General features: G+C 52.7%; 18 protein-coding genes. 2 read left to right on the top strand and 16 right to left on the bottom strand.

Annotated elements, in window-relative coordinates; genetic code table 11:
* Nucleotides 1-69: 69 nt before the first annotated feature.
* The 13 genes from GFC06_RS18850 to yceD form a co-directional block, all read right to left on the bottom strand.
* Nucleotides 70-867 carry a metal-dependent hydrolase gene (locus GFC06_RS18850; RefSeq protein WP_016156196.1) on the bottom strand — a complete coding sequence of 266 codons (798 nt, stop codon included), beginning with the start codon at nucleotides 865-867 and terminating at the stop codon, nucleotides 70-72.
* 10 nt (nucleotides 868-877) lie between these two features.
* Nucleotides 878-1,882, bottom strand: coding sequence for a DNA polymerase III subunit delta' (holB, locus tag GFC06_RS18855; protein ID WP_153690521.1), 1,005 nt, complete (start codon nucleotides 1,880-1,882; stop codon nucleotides 878-880).
* A complete protein-coding gene (gene tmk, locus GFC06_RS18860) occupies nucleotides 1,879-2,520 on the bottom strand; it encodes a dTMP kinase (RefSeq protein WP_016156195.1) in 642 nt (213 codons plus the stop codon). The genes holB and tmk overlap by 4 nt, the downstream gene beginning before the upstream one ends.
* Nucleotides 2,510-3,532 carry a cell division protein YceG gene (yceG, locus tag GFC06_RS18865; RefSeq protein ID WP_019076480.1) on the bottom strand — a complete coding sequence of 341 codons (1,023 nt, stop codon included), beginning with the start codon at nucleotides 3,530-3,532 and terminating at the stop codon, nucleotides 2,510-2,512. The genes tmk and yceG overlap by 11 nt, the downstream gene beginning before the upstream one ends.
* 2 nt (nucleotides 3,533-3,534) lie before the next feature.
* Nucleotides 3,535-4,344, bottom strand: a complete 810-nt coding sequence (pabC, locus tag GFC06_RS18870; protein WP_153690522.1) for an aminodeoxychorismate lyase — start codon at nucleotides 4,342-4,344, stop codon at nucleotides 3,535-3,537.
* Nucleotides 4,345-4,479: 135 nt separating this feature from the next.
* Nucleotides 4,480-5,721 carry a beta-ketoacyl-ACP synthase II gene (gene fabF, locus GFC06_RS18875; protein WP_003036260.1) on the bottom strand — a complete coding sequence of 414 codons (1,242 nt, stop codon included), beginning with the start codon at nucleotides 5,719-5,721 and terminating at the stop codon, nucleotides 4,480-4,482.
* 85 nt (nucleotides 5,722-5,806) lie between these two features.
* The gene (acpP, locus tag GFC06_RS18880; RefSeq protein ID WP_000103754.1) at nucleotides 5,807-6,043 is read right to left on the bottom strand and encodes an acyl carrier protein; all 237 of its coding nucleotides are present in this window, start codon (nucleotides 6,041-6,043) and stop codon (nucleotides 5,807-5,809) included.
* Between the two features lie 155 nt (nucleotides 6,044-6,198).
* Nucleotides 6,199-6,933 carry a 3-oxoacyl-ACP reductase FabG gene (fabG, locus tag GFC06_RS18885; RefSeq protein WP_016152641.1) on the bottom strand — a complete coding sequence of 245 codons (735 nt, stop codon included), beginning with the start codon at nucleotides 6,931-6,933 and terminating at the stop codon, nucleotides 6,199-6,201.
* A 12-nt stretch (nucleotides 6,934-6,945) separates the two neighbouring features.
* Entirely contained in the window at nucleotides 6,946-7,875 is a 930-nt protein-coding gene (fabD, locus tag GFC06_RS18890; protein ID WP_019076478.1) for an ACP S-malonyltransferase, read from the bottom strand.
* Between the two features lie 15 nt (nucleotides 7,876-7,890).
* The gene (gene fabH, locus GFC06_RS18895) at nucleotides 7,891-8,844 is read right to left on the bottom strand and encodes a beta-ketoacyl-ACP synthase III (RefSeq protein ID WP_016152639.1); all 954 of its coding nucleotides are present in this window, start codon (nucleotides 8,842-8,844) and stop codon (nucleotides 7,891-7,893) included.
* 77 nt (nucleotides 8,845-8,921) lie between these two features.
* Entirely contained in the window at nucleotides 8,922-10,001 is a 1,080-nt protein-coding gene (gene plsX, locus GFC06_RS18900; RefSeq protein WP_071601761.1) for a phosphate acyltransferase PlsX, read from the bottom strand.
* A 122-nt stretch (nucleotides 10,002-10,123) separates the two neighbouring features.
* Entirely contained in the window at nucleotides 10,124-10,297 is a 174-nt protein-coding gene (gene rpmF, locus GFC06_RS18905; protein WP_003036242.1) for a 50S ribosomal protein L32, read from the bottom strand.
* A gap of 16 nt (nucleotides 10,298-10,313) precedes the next feature.
* Complete coding sequence (gene yceD / locus GFC06_RS18910; RefSeq protein WP_003036239.1) at nucleotides 10,314-10,835, bottom strand: 23S rRNA accumulation protein YceD; 522 nt, start codon at nucleotides 10,833-10,835, stop codon at nucleotides 10,314-10,316.
* A gap of 197 nt (nucleotides 10,836-11,032) precedes the next feature.
* Here yceD and GFC06_RS18915 point away from each other — a divergent pair, with 197 nt between their 5' ends.
* On the top strand, nucleotides 11,033-11,617 hold the full coding sequence (locus GFC06_RS18915) for a Maf family protein (RefSeq protein WP_016152637.1): 585 nt from the start codon (nucleotides 11,033-11,035) through the stop codon (nucleotides 11,615-11,617).
* A 91-nt stretch (nucleotides 11,618-11,708) separates the two neighbouring features.
* On the opposite strand, the gene rluC is transcribed toward GFC06_RS18915, so the two are convergent.
* A complete protein-coding gene (gene rluC, locus GFC06_RS18920; RefSeq protein ID WP_049259723.1) occupies nucleotides 11,709-12,662 on the bottom strand; it encodes a 23S rRNA pseudouridine(955/2504/2580) synthase RluC in 954 nt (317 codons plus the stop codon).
* 698 nt (nucleotides 12,663-13,360) lie between these two features.
* Between rluC and rne the strand changes: the two genes are divergently transcribed.
* Nucleotides 13,361-16,609: a ribonuclease E gene (gene rne / locus GFC06_RS18925; protein WP_153690523.1), complete on the top strand. Its 3,249-nt coding sequence runs from the start codon at nucleotides 13,361-13,363 to the stop codon at nucleotides 16,607-16,609.
* Between the two features lie 245 nt (nucleotides 16,610-16,854).
* On the opposite strand, the gene flgL is transcribed toward rne, so the two are convergent.
* Together flgL and flgK are read right to left on the bottom strand one after the other, a co-directional pair.
* The gene (gene flgL / locus GFC06_RS18930; protein ID WP_094761485.1) at nucleotides 16,855-17,808 is read right to left on the bottom strand and encodes a flagellar hook-associated protein FlgL; all 954 of its coding nucleotides are present in this window, start codon (nucleotides 17,806-17,808) and stop codon (nucleotides 16,855-16,857) included.
* Nucleotides 17,809-17,822: 14 nt separating this feature from the next.
* Nucleotides 17,823-19,481, bottom strand: a complete 1,659-nt coding sequence (flgK, locus tag GFC06_RS18935; RefSeq protein ID WP_046274758.1) for a flagellar hook-associated protein FlgK — start codon at nucleotides 19,479-19,481, stop codon at nucleotides 17,823-17,825.
* Nucleotides 19,482-19,495: the final 14 nt, after the last annotated feature.

Genomic DNA, 19,495 nt, shown 5'->3' on the forward strand with positions numbered 1-19,495 from the left:
CACCGCCCATTTTGAGGCGGTGAACTTTACTCGCTTTGCTTATTAATTACGAGCTTTAAAAAAAGTCAGTTAACGAACGGATTGCAGGCGAGAAGCGTCGATGTGAAACAGGCGGGCAAAGTTATCAGTGGTTGCCTGCGCCAGTTCTTCAACGGCAACACCTTTCACTACGGCCATATACTCCGCAACGTCACGGGTCATGGCAGGCTGGTTCTCTTTTCCACGATGCGGTACAGGCGCAAGGTAGGGAGAATCCGTCTCAACCAGCAACCTATCCAGAGGAACATAGCGGGCGGCATCACGGAGCTGATCTGCGTTACGGAACGTGACGATGCCGGAAAACGAGATATAAAATCCGAGGTCCAGCAATTTGCCCGCCGTTTCTCTGTCTTCTGTAAAACAGTGTAGTACGCCACCACAATCCGTCACTTTTTCTTCGCGCAGAATAGACAGCGTATCGGCCCGCGCATCGCGGGTATGCACGATAACTGGCTTTTGTAACTCACGGCCAATCTGAATATGATGGATAAAAGATTCCTGCTGGCGCACCTTTGTTTCCGGCGTATAGAAATAGTCCAGCCCGGTTTCCCCCATCGCCACAACGCCCTCTTCGGCGGCAAAACGGCGCAGGTCTTCAACATCATAGGCTTCATCCTGATTTAACGGATGCACGCCGCAGGAGAACACCACATTGTCACGTTCACCGACCAGTTCGCGCATACTGCGGTATCCTGGCAGAGTGGTCGCGACGGCAAGACAGAATTTCACATCGCGTGCGGCCGCTTTCGCCAGCACGTCATCCACGTCCTTATGCAGAGATTGATAATCCAGGCCATCAAGATGGCAGTGTGAGTCGACTAAAAACATAATGTCTCTCTCAAAGATGGGGAACAGGCAGTACGGTGCCTGGTTGCAGGTAATGCTCAATACGCAGGATAAGATCGGTTAACACCAGTTCACGGTTTACGCCTGTTACGTTCAGCAACTGCTGACGGCAATGACAAACGTCACCGAGTATCGCCTGTATCCGGGCGACGGATAACCGTTCTGCGATAGAAGATATCAGGTCCAGCGCATCAGGATTGGTTAAATGGGAAACCCCATACGGACGCTTCAAGGCATCCGTCAACAACGTTGCCAGCCAGTGTAAACGGGCGGCGGCCTGATCGTGGTTTAACGCCGCGAGCAGGATATACCAGTCACCTGCGTTTAATGTGTTTGCCAGTGCCGCACAAAAATCTGTGCGATACGCCCAGCTTTCAGCCTGTAACAACGAGAGTGCCGCACCAGGCGAACCCGCGCTCAGGCGTAATGCGCTCAACAGAGCTTCTGGAGATGCGGTCACTTCGCGGGCGAGCCAGGAGATAGCGTACGACTCAGCCGGCGGCGCAAGATGGTGTAACCGGCAGCGGCTGCGCAATGTCGCCAGCAATCGCGCAGGCTCTGTGCTGGCGAGGAAAAACCAGGTTTGTGCCGGCGGTTCTTCCAGCGTTTTTAGCAGAGCATTGGCAGCAGCATCAGTTAACTGGGCAGCATCAGGGATCCACACCACTTTCGCACCGCCAAGGCGTGAATGCTCGTACAGCTTTTCACTCACTTCACGTACCGCATCAACCCCCAGCGTGCTTTTGCCTTTTTCCGGCAGCAGCGAATAGTAGTCAGGATGCGTCCCCGCCTGCATCAATTGACAGCCCCGGCAGTGTCCGCAGCTTTTATGCCCTTCCGGCTGCTGGCACATTAAATAGCGACTGAGCGCGTAAATCAGCGCGTCGTCACCCATTCCGGGTAACGCCTGAATCAGTAACGCATGGTGACCACGACCCGCCTGGTAGCTGGCTACCAGTTTTTCAAAATCTGGCCGTAACCATGGGTACCATTTCATGCGCCCTGCTCCTGCACCCACTGGGTGATGGTATTGCGGATATCAGCCATCACAGCTTCCAGCGGCTGCGTAGCGTCGATGGTACGAATGCTGGCATCTTTGGCAGCCAGTTCAAGATAGCGCGCGCGGGTGCGATTAAAGAAATCGAAAGATTCCTGCTCAATACGATCCAGCTCGCCGCGCGCACGGGCACGTTTCAATCCGACCTCTGGAGTCACGTCCAGATAGAGCGTCAGGTCCGGGCGAAAATCACCGAGCACCGCATCGCGCAAGGTTGCCAGCATGTTTTGATCGATGCCGCGTCCGCCCCCCTGATACGCCTGGGTCGACAAATCGTGACGGTCGCCAATTACCCATGCGCCTTTTGCCAGCGCAGGTTTAATAACGGTTTCGACCAGCTGTACGCGCGCGGCGTAAAACATCAGAACTTCAGCTTTGTCAGTGATGACCTCGTCACCCACCGACTTAATGTCCAGCACCAGACTTCTTAGTTTCTCAGCGAGCTGAGTTCCCCCCGGTTCGCGGGTAAAAACCATGTCACGAATACCGAGTTGCTCAAGTGTCTCTACCACCACGTTACGCGCAGTGGTTTTTCCGGCGCCTTCCAGGCCCTCGATGACGATATAGTTACTGCCCATTTTTTTCCTTAAGCACTTTCAGGTAATCCTGCACGGACCGGTTGTGGCTGGCAAGATTGGTGTTAAACGTGTGACCGCCTTTACCGTCAGCCACGAAATAGAGGTACGGCGTTTTTGCCGGATGCGCCGCGGCCTGCAATGAGGCCTCTCCCGGCATGGCAATCGGGCCAGGCGGCAACCCCGTAATGGTATAGGTGTTATAGGCGGTCGGGGTATCTAAATCCACACGCGACAACTTGCCATTATACCGTGACCCCATCCCGTAAATCACCGTCGGATCGGTCTGTAAACGCATGCCAATCCGTAAGCGGTTAATAAAGACGGAAGCCACCTGGTCACGCTCGCTGGCAACCGCAGTCTCTTTTTCGATAATAGAGGCCATGGTTACCAGCTGATTTTTGTCCTGATAAGGCAGGCCTTCAGCGCGCCCTTCCCAGACGGAGTCTACCGCTTTAACCATTTTCTGATGCGCGCGTTTTAGCAACGCCACGTCGGTTGTATTGGCGGTATACATCCAGGTATCTGGCCAGAACCAGCCTTCTACCCATTGCGGGTTCTCCAGCTTCAGCGCCTGAGCAACGGTCTCGTAATTATCATCGCTCAGCGTATGTTTGATGTACGGGGCGTCGCGCAGCTGCTTGAGGTAGTCGCTCAGACGCATCCCTTCAACCAGACGTAACGGAAACTGCGCCTCTTTACCGCTTTCCAGCAGTTGCAACATATCCCGCACCGTCATGTCGGGCGTAAAACGGTAGGTTCCGGCTTTAAAATGCGACAGTTCGGGTTCCACACGCAGCAGCCACTGGAACACACGCGGACGATTGATAACGTTGTCCGCATACAACTGTTCACCGAGAGCCAGACGGCCCGTACCCGCTTTCAGCGTAAAAATCGTCTCTTCTTTAATCAATAATTTACTGTCCGCCAGATGGCGAACTTTCCACATTCCCACTCCCGCAGCTATGCCCAGCACAACCAGCAATAACAGGACAACAAGTAACAGTTTTTTCATGACTAATTCGGGTGCTCACAAAGTGGGGCTAAAAAATCGAACAACATACGTGCAGACAGCAGCGTGTCGCCACAGGTGCGTACGGGAATAACAGGCATTAACGCATTACAGACGACGATCTCATCGGCCTGCATAACCTCTTCCAACCCGGCATACACTTCGACAATGCTGAACGACGATTGTGCCAGCATCCGGATACAGAATTGTCGCATAATGCCGTTCACTCCGGCCTGATCCAGCCGGGGAGTGTAAACCACATCCCCCTTACGCCAGAACAAATTAGCCGCACAGCATTCCGTAACCCATCCCTCACTGTCAAGAACCAGTGCTTCATCAGCTGCCGTCTGCTCAAGATGAGAGCGAATCAACACCTGTTCCAGTCTATTCAGGTGCTTAAGTCCGGCAAGCAACGGATTACGCCCCAGACGCACTGGACTTAACGCCAGCGTTATCCCCTCCTGCCGCCAACGATCGTAATGATCGGGCCGGGCTGAAACAGAGAGAATACGTGTGGCACTGCGACAGTTTGCGCCGCTGTAACCACGGCCACCGCTACCACGGCTGATAATCACTTTTAACACGCCACGCGCATGCCCTTGCGCCAGCATTTTCATTTCACTTTGCAGCTCTGACCAATCTTCGAAAGAGATCAGCAATTTTTGGCAGGCGTCTTGTAAACGCGCAAGATGCGCTGCAAAGAGGCAAATTTCGCCGTCAATAATACGCGCAGTGGTAAAACAGCCATCACCGAATTGGGTCGCTCGATCGCTTGCGGCCAGCATATTCTGCTCGCAGCCATTAATTAAGAACATGGTGGCTCCTTATTTCTGGTCCGCTAGTTTGGCAGGATGAACAACACAGGACAAGGGTGGAAAACCGAATAAAAAAAGGCCCGACAAGCGGACCTTTTTAAATTGCTATCGATGCTAACGCACCACCTGACAGACTTAAATCTTTTTAAAGATCAAAGAGCCGTTGGTGCCGCCAAAGCCGAAGGAGTTACACAGTGCGTACTCCAGACCACTAACCTGACGCGCTTCGTGAGGTACGAAGTCCAGGTCACAACCTTCATCCGGGTTATCCAGGTTGATGGTTGGCGGAATAGCCTGATCGCGCAGCGCCAGGATAGAGAAAATAGACTCTACCGCGCCCGCCGCACCCAACAGGTGTCCGGTCATGGATTTAGTGGAGCTTACCATTACACGGCTTGCCGCATCGCCAAAGACAGATTTCACTGCCTGGGTTTCGGCTTTATCGCCAGCAGGAGTAGACGTGCCATGCGCGTTGACATAGCCGATCTGACCCGCTTCGATAGCCGCATCGCGTAGTGCGTTGACCATTGCCAGCGCAGCGCCCGCACCGTTTTCAGGTGGTGACGTCATGTGGTAAGCATCGCTGCTCATGCCAAAACCAACGACTTCAGCATAGATTTTTGCACCGCGCGCTTTCGCATGCTCGTACTCTTCCAGTACCACCATGCCTGCGCCGTCGCCCAGCACAAAGCCATCACGTTCTTTATCCCACGGACGGCTTGCCGCTTGCGGGTTATCATTACGTGTAGACAGCGCACGTGCCGCGCCAAAACCACCCACGCCCAGCGGGGTACTGGCTTTTTCTGCACCACCCGCAACCATCGCGTCTGCATCGCCGTATGCAATGATACGTGCTGCATGACCAATGTTATGCACACCTGAGGTACAGGCGGTCGCAATGGAGATGCTTGGCCCTTGCAGGCCGTACATGATGGTCAGGTGACCTGCCACCATGTTAACAATCGTTGACGGAACGAAGAACGGGCTGATCTTACGTGGACCGCCATTCACCAAAGAGGTGTGGTTTTCTTCGATCAATCCGAGACCGCCAATACCAGAGCCGATAGCGGCGCCAATACGGTGAGCGTTCTCTTCCGTAATTTCGAGACCAGAATCCTGCATGGCCTGAACGCCAGCGACAATTCCATATTGAATGAAAGCATCCATCTTGCGCTGTTCTTTGCGCGAGATAATGTCTTCACAGTTAAAATCCTTTACTAAGCCAGCAAATTTCGTTGCATAGGCGCTAGTATCGAAATGGTCGATCAGGCTGATGCCACTCTGACCGGCAAGGAGAGCTTTCCAGGTAGACTCTACGGTATTGCCGACAGGAGACAACATGCCCAGTCCGGTCACAACTACACGACGCTTAGACACGGTTGTCCTCCAGGGAGGGAAAATAATTCAAGTGGGATAAAAAGATAAAACTCAGGCGGTCGAATGACCGCCTGGAGATGTTCACTTACGCCTGGTGGCCGTTGATGTAATCAATGGCAGCCTGAACGGTAGTGATTTTCTCAGCTTCTTCGTCCGGAATCTCAGTATCAAACTCTTCTTCCAGAGCCATTACCAGCTCAACGGTGTCAAGAGAATCTGCGCCCAGGTCTTCAACGAAGGAAGCATTGTTGGTTACTTCTTCCTGCTTAACGCCCAGCTGTTCGCCGATAATTTTCTTAACGCGTTCTTCGATAGTGCTCATACTCTTAAATTTCCTATCAAAACTCGCTTTCGCGATGGTTTTCGTAGTGTATAAAATGTTGAAAAATTTGCAACTAAATCCCGGCAGGTCTTACCACGATTTTACGTTATTTTGAGGGCATTCACCCTAATAACGCAAATTTTTTTATCTCGTGGTTAAACCATGTACATCCCGCCGTTGACGTGCAAAGTCTCACCTGTGATGTAACTTGCTTCGTCAGAAGCTAAAAATGCAACCGCACTGGCGATTTCCTGAGCGCCGCCAAGGCGACCCGCAGGAACCTGCGCCAGAATACCCGCACGCTGATCATCAGACAGCGCACGCGTCATGTCCGTTTCAATAAAGCCCGGAGCAACAACGTTTACAGTAATGCCACGAGACGCAACTTCGCGCGCCAGTGATTTACTGAAGCCGATCAGACCCGCTTTCGCCGCAGCGTAGTTAGCCTGACCCGCATTTCCCATGGTACCAACCACAGAACCAATAGTGATAATACGCCCATGACGCTTTTTCATCATAGCTCGCATTACCGCTTTTGACAGACGGAAAACAGATGACAGGTTGGTTTCGATGATATCGTTCCACTCGTCATCTTTCATGCGCATTAACAGGTTATCACGAGTAATCCCGGCATTATTGACCAGGATATCGACTTCACCAAATTCTGCGCGAATATTTCCCAGAACAGATTCGATAGATGCTGGATCGGTCACATTCAACATCAGACCTTTACCATTTGCACCTAAGTAATCGCTAATGGCCTGCGCACCGCTTTCGCTGGTTGCAGTACCGATAACTTTCGCGCCACGGGCAACGAGTGTTTCAGCAATTGCGCGGCCAATGCCACGGCTTGCACCGGTAACCAGCGCGACTTTTCCTTCAAAACTCATGGTCTTCCTCTTTTATTGCTCTAGCGCCGCAGAAAATGCCGCCGGCTCATTCAGTGCCGAAGCAGTCAGGGTGTCAACAATACGTTTCGTCAAACCGGTCAGAACTTTGCCCGGACCAACTTCATACAGGTGCTCTACGCCCTGGGACGCCATAAATTCAACGGTTTTAGTCCATTGAACCGGGCTGTACAGTTGGCGAACCAGCGCATCGCGAATAGCGTCTGCGTCTGTTTCGCACTTCACGTCGACGTTGTTCACAACCGGAACAGTCGGCGCGTTAAAAGTGATTTTTTGCAGTTCAACGGCCAGTTTCTCAGCAGCAGGCTTCATCAGCGCGCAGTGAGAAGGAACGCTGACCGGCAGTGGCAGAGCACGCTTAGCGCCAGCCGCTTTACAGGCTGCGCCAGCACGTTCTACGGCTTCTTTGTGCCCGGCAATAACCACCTGACCTGGTGAGTTAAAGTTTACCGGTGAAACCACCTGGCCTTCGGCAGACTCTTCACACGCTTTAGCAATAGCAGCGTCGTCCAGACCGATAATAGCAGACATGCCGCCAGTGCCTTCCGGTACCGCTTCCTGCATGAATTTGCCACGCAGTTCAACCAGACGTACGGCATCGGCAAAACCGATAACACCCGCACATACCAGCGCAGAGTATTCGCCCAGACTGTGACCAGCCATCAGCGCAGGTGTTTTACCACCCTGCTGCTGCCATACGCGATAAAGCGCAACAGAGGCAGTCAACAGTGCTGGCTGCGTCTGCCAGGTTTTATTCAGCTCTTCGGCCGGTCCCTGCTGAGTCAACGCCCACAGATCATAGCCCAGCGCAGCTGATGCTTCAGCAAAAGTTTCTTCAACAATTGGGTAGTTTGCTGCCATTTCAGACAACATCCCAACGGTCTGGGAACCCTGCCCCGGGAACACAAATGCAAATTGCGTCATGTTTAAATCCTTATACTAGAAACGAATCAGCGCAGAGCCCCAGGTGAATCCACCCCCAAAGGCTTCAAGCAATATCAACTGCCCAGCTTTAATACGCCCGTCGCGGACGGCTTCGTCCAGCGCGCACGGTACGGAGGCCGCGGAGGTATTGCCATGTCTGTCGAGCGTCACGACAACATTATCCATCGACATACCCAGCTTTTTCGCGGTTGCGCTAATAATGCGGAGGTTTGCCTGATGCGGCACCAGCCAGTCCAGTGCAGAACGATCGAGATTATTTGCTTCCAGCGTTTCATCAACGATGTGTGCAAGCTCGGTCACCGCGACTTTAAATACTTCGTTACCCGCCATCGTCAGGTGGATCGGGTTTTCCGGGTTCACGCGATCGGCATTAGGCAGCGTCAACAGTTCGCCATAGCGACCATCAGCGTGCAGATGCGTAGAAAGAATGCCGGGCTCTTCTGATGCGCTCAGTACAACCGCACCTGCGCCATCGCCGAAAATAATGATCGTTCCGCGATCGGTTGGATCACAGGTACGAGCGAGGACATCTGAGCCAACCACCAGAGCATGCTTCACTGCGCCAGACTTAACGTACTGGTCGGCAACGCTCAGGGCGTAGGTGAAACCGGCACAAGCGGCTGCAACGTCAAACGCCGGACAGCCTTTGATCCCCAGCATACTTTGGATCTGGCATGCCGCACTTGGAAATGCGTGTGTGGATGATGTGGTGGCAACCACAATCAGACCAATTTGTTCTTTGTCGATGCCCGCCATTTCAATTGCACGGTTTGCGGCGGCAAAGCCCATCGTCGCAACTGTTTCATTTGGCGCTGCAATATGGCGTTCACGGATACCTGTGCGAGTGACGATCCACTCATCAGATGTCTCAACCATTTTTTCCAAATCGGCGTTAGTACGCACTTGTTCAGGCAGATAGCTGCCAGTACCAATAATCTTCGTATACATGTACGCTCAGTCACTTTTTGGTTATATACCGCCACGAGCAAATCGCTGATACGCTGGCAGCATTCACAAACGCACCGTTATCTGTGTGCTCGCGAGTTTGCGTTTTCGCCACCGTCCAGCAGTTCGAATCCAGCTGGGTATACAGATTCCAGGCGAGCGGCAATTCGCTGAGGAACTTGTCGCTGCACCGCCTGCACTGCCTGTTCAATCGCGACTTCAAATGCTCGCTGATTGGCCGCACCATGACTCTTAATCACCGTGCCGCGCAATCCTAACAGACAGGCGCCATTATACTGGTCGGGGTTGAGGTGACTAAATCGCCTTGTCAGGCTTTTTTGTAACCAACGTTTTAATAACAGCAGCCACCACGACCGTTTTTTGCCCTCACCCTGAGACTTCAGCAGTGAAAGGAACATTCTGACAACACCTTCCATCGTCTTTAATGTGACATTACCTGTAAAGCCGTCACAGACCAACACATCAGTTTTGCCAGTCAGTAACTCATTGGCTTCAAGATAGCCGATATAATTGATAGAAGGGATTGTTTTTAGCACTGCAGAAGCATCCCGAATACTGTCGAGACCCTTGGTTTCTTCTTCACCGATATTGAGCAACGCAACACGGGGATTGGCAATTCCAACCACCTCTTCTGCCAGCACGGAACCCATGACGGCAAATTGCACCAACATCGTGCTATCACAATCCACGTTGGCGCCCAAATCCAGCACCACCGTTTTGCCCTTTTGCTGATGGGGTAAAACCGTCACCAGCGCAGGACGCTCAATCCCCTCAAGGGGTTTGAGCAATAACTTCGCAAGACCCATTAGCGCACCTGTATTACCGGCGCTCACACAGGCTTCCGCTCGTCCTTCTTTCACGAGCTCCAGGGCAACACGCATTGAGCTTCCACGACTGGCGCGAATAGCTTGCGAGGGCCGGGCATCACTGGCAATAACTGACTGAGCAGGGATAATCTGCAGACGTGAACGTTGTTCGAAGTCAGCTTTGGCAAGTAATGGCGTGATTGTATCGGGATCCCCGACTAAAAGAAGTGTGAGTTGCGAATTAGAATTCAGTGCCTGCAATGCTGCAGGCACTGTCACGGTAGGGCCAAAATCACCCCCCATGACATCTAACGCCAGGGTTAGACGTGTCAAGGTATCGTCGCTGCCCGGTTAGGTGTTTCCCCAGTTACCCGGGGAAAGCCTCACTAAGCTTCATCACGCGTGTGCTCTTTGTCTTTCTCACCGTAGCGGGAAAGCCATTGAGTCATGCGTGATTACTTAGCGATTACCTTACGGCCACGGTAAAAACCGTCGGCAGTGATGTGGTGACGCAGGTGTTGTTCACCAGAAGTTTTGTCTACAGACAGGCTGGTGACTGCGGTCAGAGCGTCATGAGAACGACGCATGCCACGTTTGGAACGGGTTGGTTTATTCTGTTGTACGGCCATGGACCTTACTCCTCAATTACTTACGCTTTAAGCTGGCTAATACGGCAAATGGGTTTGGTTTTTGCGCTTCATCAGGCAATTCGCCAAAGACCATGTCCGCCTCGGACACTTCACAGTGTTCAGAATCATGCACCGGAACTACCGGCAAGGAGAGGATAATCTCATCTTCAACCATTGCAAGCAGATCGATTTCACCGAATTCGTTAACCTCAATCGGCTCATACGCTTCCGGGAGTGCTTCAGCCTGCTCGTCAGAACGGACAGGACTAAAACAATATGTTGTGTGAACATGAAGTGGGAACGGTTTCCCGCAACGCTGACATTCGAGCGTAACCGACACCTTTGCATCACCGGTTATAACGGCAAGGCGCTGGTTATCGATAGCGAACGACATGGAGCATTCCACATCACTGTCCACACTGACTACAGAATCGGCGACACGCTCAACCAGATCAGAAGTATAGATACCTTCATAATCGAGGCGTTTCTGAGCCGTACGAACCGGATCAAGAGTCAGGGGTAATTTTACCTTTTGCATAGGGCGCGCATATTAACTTTGTAACGTCATATAGTCAAAGAAAAAGGCAGCCTGTGGTTGCCTTTTGCCAATAATTCGCACACATTGCGGGTCATCGACTTAAAATCGCTCAACACAAGCCATTACAGCCAGCTTGTAGGACGAAGTCCATAGTTTAAAATGGCTCTCATCAATACGCTATATGCGAGGGAAAAAATATGCCTCAACTTATTCTTGCTTCTACCTCTCCCTGGCGTCGCGCTTTACTAGAAAAACTGGCAATCCCGTTCGAATGCGCAGCACCAGAGGTTGATGAAACGCCGTTACCGGGCGAAGCCCCCCGGCACTTAGTCTTGCGACTGGCGCAGAAAAAAGCGCAATCTCTCGCCCACCGTTATCCATCGCACCTTATTATTGGTTCCGATCAAATTTGTGTTCTCGATGGTGAAATAACCGGCAAACCGTTAACAGAAGAAAATGCACGCCAGCAGTTACTCAAAGCCCGTGGCAATATTGTGACGTTTTATACCGGACTGGCGCTGTATAATTCTGCGACCGGACATTTACAAACTGAAGTTGAACCGTTCGACGTGCATTTTCGTCATTTAAGCGAAACGGAAATTGAAGATTACGTGCGCAAAGAGCGCCCGCTGCATTGTGCCGGTAGTTTTAAAAGCGAAGGATTGGGCATTGCACTTTTTGAGCGTCTGGAAGGCCGCGACCCAAATACCTTAATCGGTTTGCCGCTAATCGCACTGTGTCAAATGCTGCGACGAGAAGATATGAACCCGTTAAAAGCCTGACGGGTTGACGGCTGTACAGGCCTAATCCTGTAGGCCTGATAGGCACAGCGCCATCAGGCCTACAGGTAATGCGCGATAATATCAATGCGCATCAGCCTTTACTGCGTAACACCTCGAGGCAGCGCTTCAATTGCTTATCCATTGGTGCTTCAATACGCATTACTTCACCCGTCCCCGGATGAGTAAATTTCAACGCTGCGGCGTGCAAAAAGAGCCTGCTCAGCCCGGTATCCGCCAGTTGCTTATCGAACTCACGATCGCCATAGCGGTCGTCAAAGGCAATCGGATGTCCGGCATATTGCGTATGCACGCGAATCTGGTGCGTGCGTCCGGTCACGGGACTGCAGCGCACAAGCGTAGCAAACGCGTAACGCTCTTCCACTTTAAAGCGTGTTTCCGATGGTTTGCCTTCCTGATTCACCCGCACGATACGCTCGCCGCTTTGCAGAATGTTCTTTAACAGCGGGGCCTGCACGGTTTTGACATGGGACTGCCACTGGCCGCGTACCAACGCGAGGTAGTCTTTCTGCATGCCTTTTTCACGCAGTTGTTCATGCAACGAACGCAAGGCAGATCGTTTTTTGGCCACCAGCAGCACGCCGGAGGTATCCCGGTCGAGGCGATGCACCAGCTCAAGGAAACGCGCTTCCGGGCGCAGCGCACGTAAGCCTTCAATGACGCCAAAGCTTAACCCGCTTCCACCATGCACGGCCGTACCTGAAGGCTTGTTAAGCACCAGAATGTGGTCATCTTCATATAAAATGACATCGGTCAGCGCCGCGACCTTCTGCAAATTCGGTGAAATGGCCTCTTCTTCACGTTCAGCGACACGTACAGGTGGAATACGCACAATGTCCCCGTCTTCGAGTTTGTACTCGGGTTTAATGCGTTTTTTGTTCACCCGCACTTCGCCTTTACGCAAAATGCGATAAATCATACTTTTCGGCACGCCCTTGAGCTGGGTGCGCAAAAAGTTGTCGATGCGTTGCCCTGCTTCGTCGGCAGTAATGGCAACTGTTTTTACGGCTGGAGTCTCTGTTTTCATGGGGGCCGATTTTAAATAGCCATCAAGATTCGCGCCACACATTTTTCTATGCTTATATTAACTGCTATACCTTATTACTTAAGTTTGACATAGCCGATTTGGTGGTTATTAAAGCAATCACTACGCGGAAGTGAAAAAACTGTGAGTAACCGGGTGATAAATGGCAAAAGTCATCTTGCTATAACAAGGTTAGCAGTGGAATAATGAGGTTGTTTCCGTGTTGAATCTTGTTAAAACAAGAACTTTTCCGGAATGACCCAATTTTGCCCGACCGATCATCAACGCAGCAATGGCGTAAGACGTATTGATCTTTCAGGCAGTTAGCGGGCTGCGGGTTGCAGTCCTTACCGGTAAGTGCTCTATAGATTTCGCGTTGTAGGAAGGCGGCAAGTCTGGGAACCCCAGGTGCTTACTCCTGTAAGTGGTTGGGGTAAGAAGATGAAGCCAACGCACCCACAGCGTGAAAGACGATAAGCACAATGGAAGCTTCTCTGGAGAGTAACACCCAGACTGTTCCCCTGATAATTGCGCTGTGTTTCCGTATGAAATACAGGCAACCGACACTCTGCGCCTCTTTGAGCTGACGATAACCGTGAGGTTGGCGACGCGAATAGACACGAGGCCATCGGTTCACACCCGGAAAGGCATTACTCTGCCCGCAGCTTAGTCGTCAATGTAAGAATAATGAGTAAGTTACGATGAAAAGAATGTTAATTAACGCGACTCAGCAGGAAGAGTTGCGTGTCGCCCTTGTAGATGGGCAGCGTCTGTACGATCTGGATATCGAAAGTCCTGGACACGAACAGAAAAAAGCCAACATCTATAAAGGCAAAATTACCCGTATTGAACCGAGTCTGGAAGCTGCTTTTGTTGATTACGGCGCTGAACGTCACGGTTTCCTTCCGTTAAAAGAAATTGCCCGCGAATACTTCCCCTCTAGCTACAACTCCCATGGTCGTCCCAACATTAAAGACGTGTTGCGCGAAGGTCAGGAAGTCATTGTTCAGATCGATAAAGAAGAACGCGGCAATAAAGGCGCTGCGCTGACCACCTTTATCAGCCTGGCAGGTAGTTATCTGGTTCTGATGCCGAACAACCCGCGCGCGGGCGGCATCTCCCGTCGCATTGAAGGCGACGACCGTACCGAATTAAAAGAAGCGCTGGCAAGCCTGGAACTGCCTGATGGCATGGGGCTTATCGTGCGTACCGCAGGTGTCGGCAAATCTGCCGAAGCGCTGCAGTGGGACCTGAGTTTCCGCCTGAAGCACTGGGAAGCGATTCAAAAAGCCGCTGACAGCCGCCCTGCTCCGTTCCTGATCCATCAGGAAAGCAACGTTATCGTTCGCGCATTCCGTGACTATTTACGTCAGGACATCGGCGAAATCCTCATCGACAACCCGAAAGTTATGGAGATGGCGCGTCAGCACATCGCCGCGCTGGGTCGTCCGGATTTCAGCAGCAAAATCAAACTGTACACCGGTGAAATCCCGCTGTTCAGCCACTATCAAATCGAATCTCAGATTGAGTCCGCGTTCCAGCGCGAAGTGCGTCTGCCGTCCGGCGGCTCAATCGTTATCGACAGCACAGAAGCGCTGACCGCTATCGATATCAACTCCGCACGCGCGACCCGCGGCGGCGACATCGAAGAAACTGCGTTCAACACCAACCTTGAAGCAGCCGATGAAATTGCTCGTCAGCTGCGTCTGCGCGACCTCGGCGGCCTGATTGTAATCGACTTCATTGATATGACGCCGGTTCGTCACCAGCGTGCGGTTGAAAACCGTCTGCGTGAAGCCGTGCGTCAGGACAGAGCGCGTATTCAAATCAGCCATATTTCTCGCTTCGGCCTGCTGGAGATGTCCCGCCAGCGTCTGAGCCCGTCGCTGGGTGAATCCAGCCATCACGTATGCCCACGCTGCTCCGGCACGGGTACCGTACGTGATAACGAATCACTGTCGCTGTCTATTCTGCGTCTGATCGAAGAAGAAGCGCTGAAAGAAAATACGCAGGAAGTTCACGCTATTGTTCCTGTGCCGATCGCATCCTACCTGCTCAACGAAAAACGTACCGCGGTAAATGCCATCGAGACGCGTCAGAATGGCGTGCGCTGTGTGATTGTGCCAAACGATCAGATGGAAACCCCGCATTACTCCGTGCTGCGCGTACGCAAAGGGGAAGAAACACCAACCCTGAGCTACCTGCTGCCGAAACTGCATGAAGAAGCGATGGCATTGCCGACGGAAGAAGAGTTCGTCGAGCGTAAACAGCCAGAGCAGCCGGCATTGGCCACCTTTGCTATGCCAGAGGTGCCGCCAGCCCCTGCTTTGCAGGAACCTACTGCGAAGGCCGCCGCGCCTAAAGCCGCAGCAGCGACCGCGGCCGTCGCCGCACAGCCAGGTTTGATTAGCCGTTTCTTCAGCGCACTGAAGTCCATCTTCAGCGGTAGCGAAGAAGTGAAACCGGTTGAACAACCTGCGCCGAAAGCGGAAGAGAAAACCGATCGCCAGCAGGATCGTCGTAAACCGCGTCAGAACAATCGTCGCGACCGTAACGATCGTCGTGATAATCGCGACAACCGTGGCGAGCGTGATAACCGTAACGAGCGTTCAGAAAGCGGCGAAAACCGTGAAGATAACCGCCGTAACCGCCGTCAGTCGCAGCAGCAAAATGCGGAAGCGCGCGATAACCGCCAGCAGTCTACTGAGGTCGCCGACAAAGCGAAATCCGGTGATGACCAGCAGGCTCCGCGTCGCGAGCGCAACCGCCGTCGCAACGATGATAAGCGTCAGGCGCAGCAGGAAGTTAAAGAGCTGAACCTGGCAGAACAACCTGCGCAGGATACCGAGCAGGAAGAGCGCGTTCGTCAGCCTCAGACTCGCCGTAAACAGCGTCAGCTGACTCAGAAAGTTCGTTACACAGACAGCCCGGCTGTTGAAGCCGAAGTCGCTACTGCCGAGGTGGTCACTGAAACGGCTGTCGCTCAACCAACTGAACAGCCCGTACCGGCACAGCGTACTGAACTGGCGAAAGTTGATCTGCCTGCCGTCGTTGCGACTGAGCAGGAAGACAACAGCGAAGCGCGTGACTCTAATGGTATGCCGCGTCGTTCCCGTCGCTCACCTCGCCATCTGCGCGTCAGTGGACAACGCCGTCGTCGCTATCGTGACGAGCGTTACCCGGTTCAGTCGCCGATGCCGTTAACGGTTGCCTGCGCATCTCCAGAATTAGCGTCCGGTAAAGTCTGGATCCGCTACCCTGTTGCTCGTCCTCAGGATCAGCAGGTTGCAGAGCAGCGCGAGCAGGAAACGGTTCAGGGGCAAGCTGTACCTGTCGCCGTAGAGCCTCAGGTTGCTGCAGCTGCCGTTGAGCATATTGTGAACGCCCCTGCGTCGGTTGAAACCGTACAGCCAGAGGTGGTCATTGCTGAACCTCAGGCTACCGTCGTTGAAACCACGCATCCGGAAGTCATCGCTACTCCGGTCGAGGAACAACCGCAAATTATCGCTGAATCTGACGCGCCTGTTGCTGAGGATACCGCGGCGAAAGCCGAACCTGTCGCTGAAATCGTGGCTGCGCCGATTGTCGAAGAATCTGCGGAGGTTGTTATTTCTCAGCCTGAAGTGGCTGAAGAGATTGCCGAGGTTGTGGAAACAGCGCCAGTGGTTGAAGAAGTTGCCGCGCCGCAAGAGGTTGTTGCCGCACCTGTCGTCGAAGACGCAGTCACTAAGGCTGAAGTTGTCGCAACCCGCGTTGACGCAGAACATCTTCACAGCCACGCGGCCGCCCCGATGACCCGTGCTCCGGCACCAGAGTATGTGCCTGAAGCGCCGCGTCATAGTGACTGGCAACGCCCGGAATTCACCTTTGAAGGTAAAGGTGCCGCAGGTGGACACAGCGCCACGCACCAGGCGACTGCGCCAGCAACGCGCCCGCAGCCCGTTGAGTAAGTCATAAGCAACATCAAAGCCGACCTTCGGGTCGGCTTTTTTTTATCTCTGCTCTACGCACTGGCAAACTGAGAAGGCGTGGTTACGCTGGCAACGTGTAGCGGTGCGATTGCGCAGGTAATAAGAGTAACGGGGAATCTGTCGCTGAGAAAATAACCGTGGCCTAAAAAAATGCCCGCTCCGGGGTGGTGTTAAAGGAGCGGGCAGACAAACATATCCAGTTTCATGATATGTTCAAAAAGGTGTTACCGGTTCAGTTGAAATAGCGACATTCCCTGCATATCGGTAAACGTTTTGTACGATGCCTGCAGTGCGGCCTGCTGCATCACGTAGGACGAAATCGCTGCGTTCCAGTCAACATCCACCAGATTGCTCATCTGCTGAGTCTGGCCCAATGCGCGATCGGCGCCCAGTGAATCCAGTGAACTTAACTCGCTGAGCTGAGTCCCTAATTCTGCACGAACAGAAAGCACGTTATTCAATGAATTTTTCAGACCACGACTGGTTTTATCAATGGCTGCAGCGGCGGTAGCTTTTGCCGCGTCATTGCCCTCAATCGGGGTTTTGAGCGCATCAATAGCGGTATCCAGCATTTTGAACAGGTTCTTTTCCTGAGTACCGCCGCCTGGTTCCGGTACGGCATTACTGGTCAGATTAACAAATACTTTATCGCCAGTATGACCAATCACCATGGTACGGGAGGCATCGACCTGCTGGGTCACATTTGTTGTACCGCCACTGTAAGCGCCATCTGCCTGAGCAAACGGTGCAGATTCTGTTTTATATCCGCCAAAAATATAGCGTCCATTACCGTCGGTGCTGTTCGCCAGGTTCATCAGTTGATCGCGGATCCCCTGCAGGTCGGTGGCCAGCGATGCACGGTCGTCATCGCTTAACGTGCCGTTCGCGGCATAGACAATTTTTTCCTGCGCGGTCTGAATTGCCGTCGTTACCTGACTCAGTACGTTCTCTTCCAGCGATACTTTTTGCGTCGCAAATGAACGTGCCAGCGTATATTGGCTGTTCTGCGCCTGTGCTTGAGAAAGCACCACGGCCTGCGAGGCGGCGATTGGATCGTCAGATGGGTTGATCACACGTTTGCCCGTTGACATCTGCTCGCCGAACTTCATCCATTCAGCCTGAGAGTTAGTGATGCCACGCATATTCTGCTGGTACATCATCTGGGTGCTGATACGCATTGTGTCCCTCTCCCTTAGCGAATATTAATCAGTGCATCAAACAGCGCATTTGCGGTTTGCAGCACTTGCGCGTTAGCCAGGTAATACTGTTGATAGCGTTGTAAGTTACCGTATTCTTCGTCGAGGTTGACGCCGGAAATAGACTGCTGCTGCTTATAAAGCTGCGTTACCACGTTGTTTTGGGTAATGGCGCTGGTTTTCAGCGTCGCGGTTTTGTTCCCGACATCGCTTACCAGCGTGGCATATGCATCGTTGAAGGTCTTATTACCCACGGTAGCTTTGGTCTGCAGATCCAGCAGTTTCTGACCGTTACGGTTATCGCTTTTTCCCTTATCAATATCCGGGTCCGGATCATTTTTTGAGACCTGGGCCATGGCGATTTTCGACTCATCGGTCACCATGACTTTCATATCAACAACGGCGTTACTGACAGGTTTCACTGTGAAGCTGTCATTTGCTTTTGCGCCAGCATTTACGGTGATTTCCATCCCGTCAAAGGACATCTTCCCACCGGTAACGGTAGCTTTGAAGCTGGTATTATCCGCCAGGCGAGTAACCTGCCAGTCCGTCCCGTCATAAACGATTTTATAATCGGTCGCCTGTACAGCAGAGCTGTCGGTAATCTTCGCGCTTAACGATCCTGTTCCTGTATTTTTAGCGTTGTTGAATACTGCCGGGCTACCGATAGCAAAGAAATCCTTACCCTGATCGCCGTTCGCGTCAAAACCCTCTTTATGCTGGGTGTTAAACGCATCGGCAAACGCCAACGCCAGTTGGCCCAGCGTGTTACGCGTCTGGTCAAGCTCTTGAGAACGGAAGGTCAACAGCCCGCCCAGTGAACCGGTATTCAACAGTTTTTCGGGAATTTCAACCTCGCCGGCAACCCCGTCGACGTAGGCCACTGTGGTACGATTGGGATCATCACTGGAGGGCACAGCCGCCAGCTGGCGTGCATTGCTGCCCTGCACCAGTGAATAGCCGTTCGCCATGGTTATGTTGTAAGTCCCGCCGTCCTGAACGCTGACTTCAACACCGACAATCTGGTTCAGTTCACTGACCAGTTGGTCGCGCTGGTCGAGTAAATCGTTAGGCGATGCGCCCGCGCCGACGCCGGTCAGACGGGAAATCTGATCGTTGAGGCTGGCAATCTGTTTTGAATAGTTGTTGATCTGGTCAACGCTGGCCTTGATCGCAGTATTAACCTGCTTGTCTTGATCGCGCAGATACTGGTCAGTTGTTCTGAACTGGTTGACTAAACCATCAGCTTTACCGATCAGCGCCTGGCGCGCCGCCGGGTCTTCCGCGTTACTGACAAGCGTTTGCAGGCTGGTAAAAAAGTCCTGCATTGAGGTCGAAATGGAACTGGTTTTGCTGGAGAGCAGATTGTCGATTTTCGACATTTGTTCATAGCGCGTTGTCAGGCCGCTGCTTTGGTTCTGCGCGGCACGTAACTGATTCGTGATAAAGGAGTCATACTCGCGCTGTACGCCAGAAACATAGACGCCATTGCCAACCCAGCCCCCCGCACCCAGCGTGCTGTTCGCTTGCGCCATAATTGTCGTTTGACGGGTGTATCCGGCAACGTTATAGCTGGAGATGTTATTACTGGCAGAATTCAACGCGGCCTGCGCTGCGGCGAGTCCACTCATCGCGTTATTAATCAAGCTGGACATGGAGGTTCCTTGTA

The organism is Citrobacter braakii (genome assembly GCF_009648935.1).
Taxonomy (GTDB): domain Bacteria; phylum Pseudomonadota; class Gammaproteobacteria; order Enterobacterales; family Enterobacteriaceae; genus Citrobacter; species Citrobacter braakii.

Bases quoted from the DNA above. Each gene is read 5' to 3' on its own strand.
- GFC06_RS18850 (WP_016156196.1), bottom strand. From the start codon at position 867: ATGTTTTTAGTCGACTCACACTGCCATCTTGATGGCCTGGATTATCAA.
- holB (WP_153690521.1), bottom strand. From the start codon at position 1,882: ATGAAATGGTACCCATGGTTACGGCCAGATTTTGAAAAACTGGTAGCC.
- tmk (WP_016156195.1), bottom strand. From the start codon at position 2,520: ATGGGCAGTAACTATATCGTCATCGAGGGCCTGGAAGGCGCCGGAAAA.
- yceG (WP_019076480.1), bottom strand. From the start codon at position 3,532: ATGAAAAAACTGTTACTTGTTGTCCTGTTATTGCTGGTTGTGCTGGGC.
- pabC (WP_153690522.1), bottom strand. From the start codon at position 4,344: ATGTTCTTAATTAATGGCTGCGAGCAGAATATGCTGGCCGCAAGCGAT.
- acpP (WP_000103754.1), bottom strand. From the start codon at position 6,043: ATGAGCACTATCGAAGAACGCGTTAAGAAAATTATCGGCGAACAGCTG.
- fabG (WP_016152641.1), bottom strand. From the start codon at position 6,933: ATGAGTTTTGAAGGAAAAGTCGCGCTGGTTACCGGTGCAAGCCGTGGC.
- fabD (WP_019076478.1), bottom strand. From the start codon at position 7,875: ATGACGCAATTTGCATTTGTGTTCCCGGGGCAGGGTTCCCAGACCGTT.
- fabH (WP_016152639.1), bottom strand. From the start codon at position 8,844: ATGTATACGAAGATTATTGGTACTGGCAGCTATCTGCCTGAACAAGTG.
- rpmF (WP_003036242.1), bottom strand. From the start codon at position 10,297: ATGGCCGTACAACAGAATAAACCAACCCGTTCCAAACGTGGCATGCGT.
- yceD (WP_003036239.1), bottom strand. From the start codon at position 10,835: ATGCAAAAGGTAAAATTACCCCTGACTCTTGATCCGGTTCGTACGGCT.
- GFC06_RS18915 (WP_016152637.1), top strand. From the start codon at position 11,033: ATGCCTCAACTTATTCTTGCTTCTACCTCTCCCTGGCGTCGCGCTTTA.
- rluC (WP_049259723.1), bottom strand. From the start codon at position 12,662: ATGAAAACAGAGACTCCAGCCGTAAAAACAGTTGCCATTACTGCCGAC.
- rne (WP_153690523.1), top strand. From the start codon at position 13,361: ATGAAAAGAATGTTAATTAACGCGACTCAGCAGGAAGAGTTGCGTGTC.
- flgL (WP_094761485.1), bottom strand. From the start codon at position 17,808: ATGCGTATCAGCACCCAGATGATGTACCAGCAGAATATGCGTGGCATC.
- flgK (WP_046274758.1), bottom strand. From the start codon at position 19,481: ATGTCCAGCTTGATTAATAACGCGATGAGTGGACTCGCCGCAGCGCAG.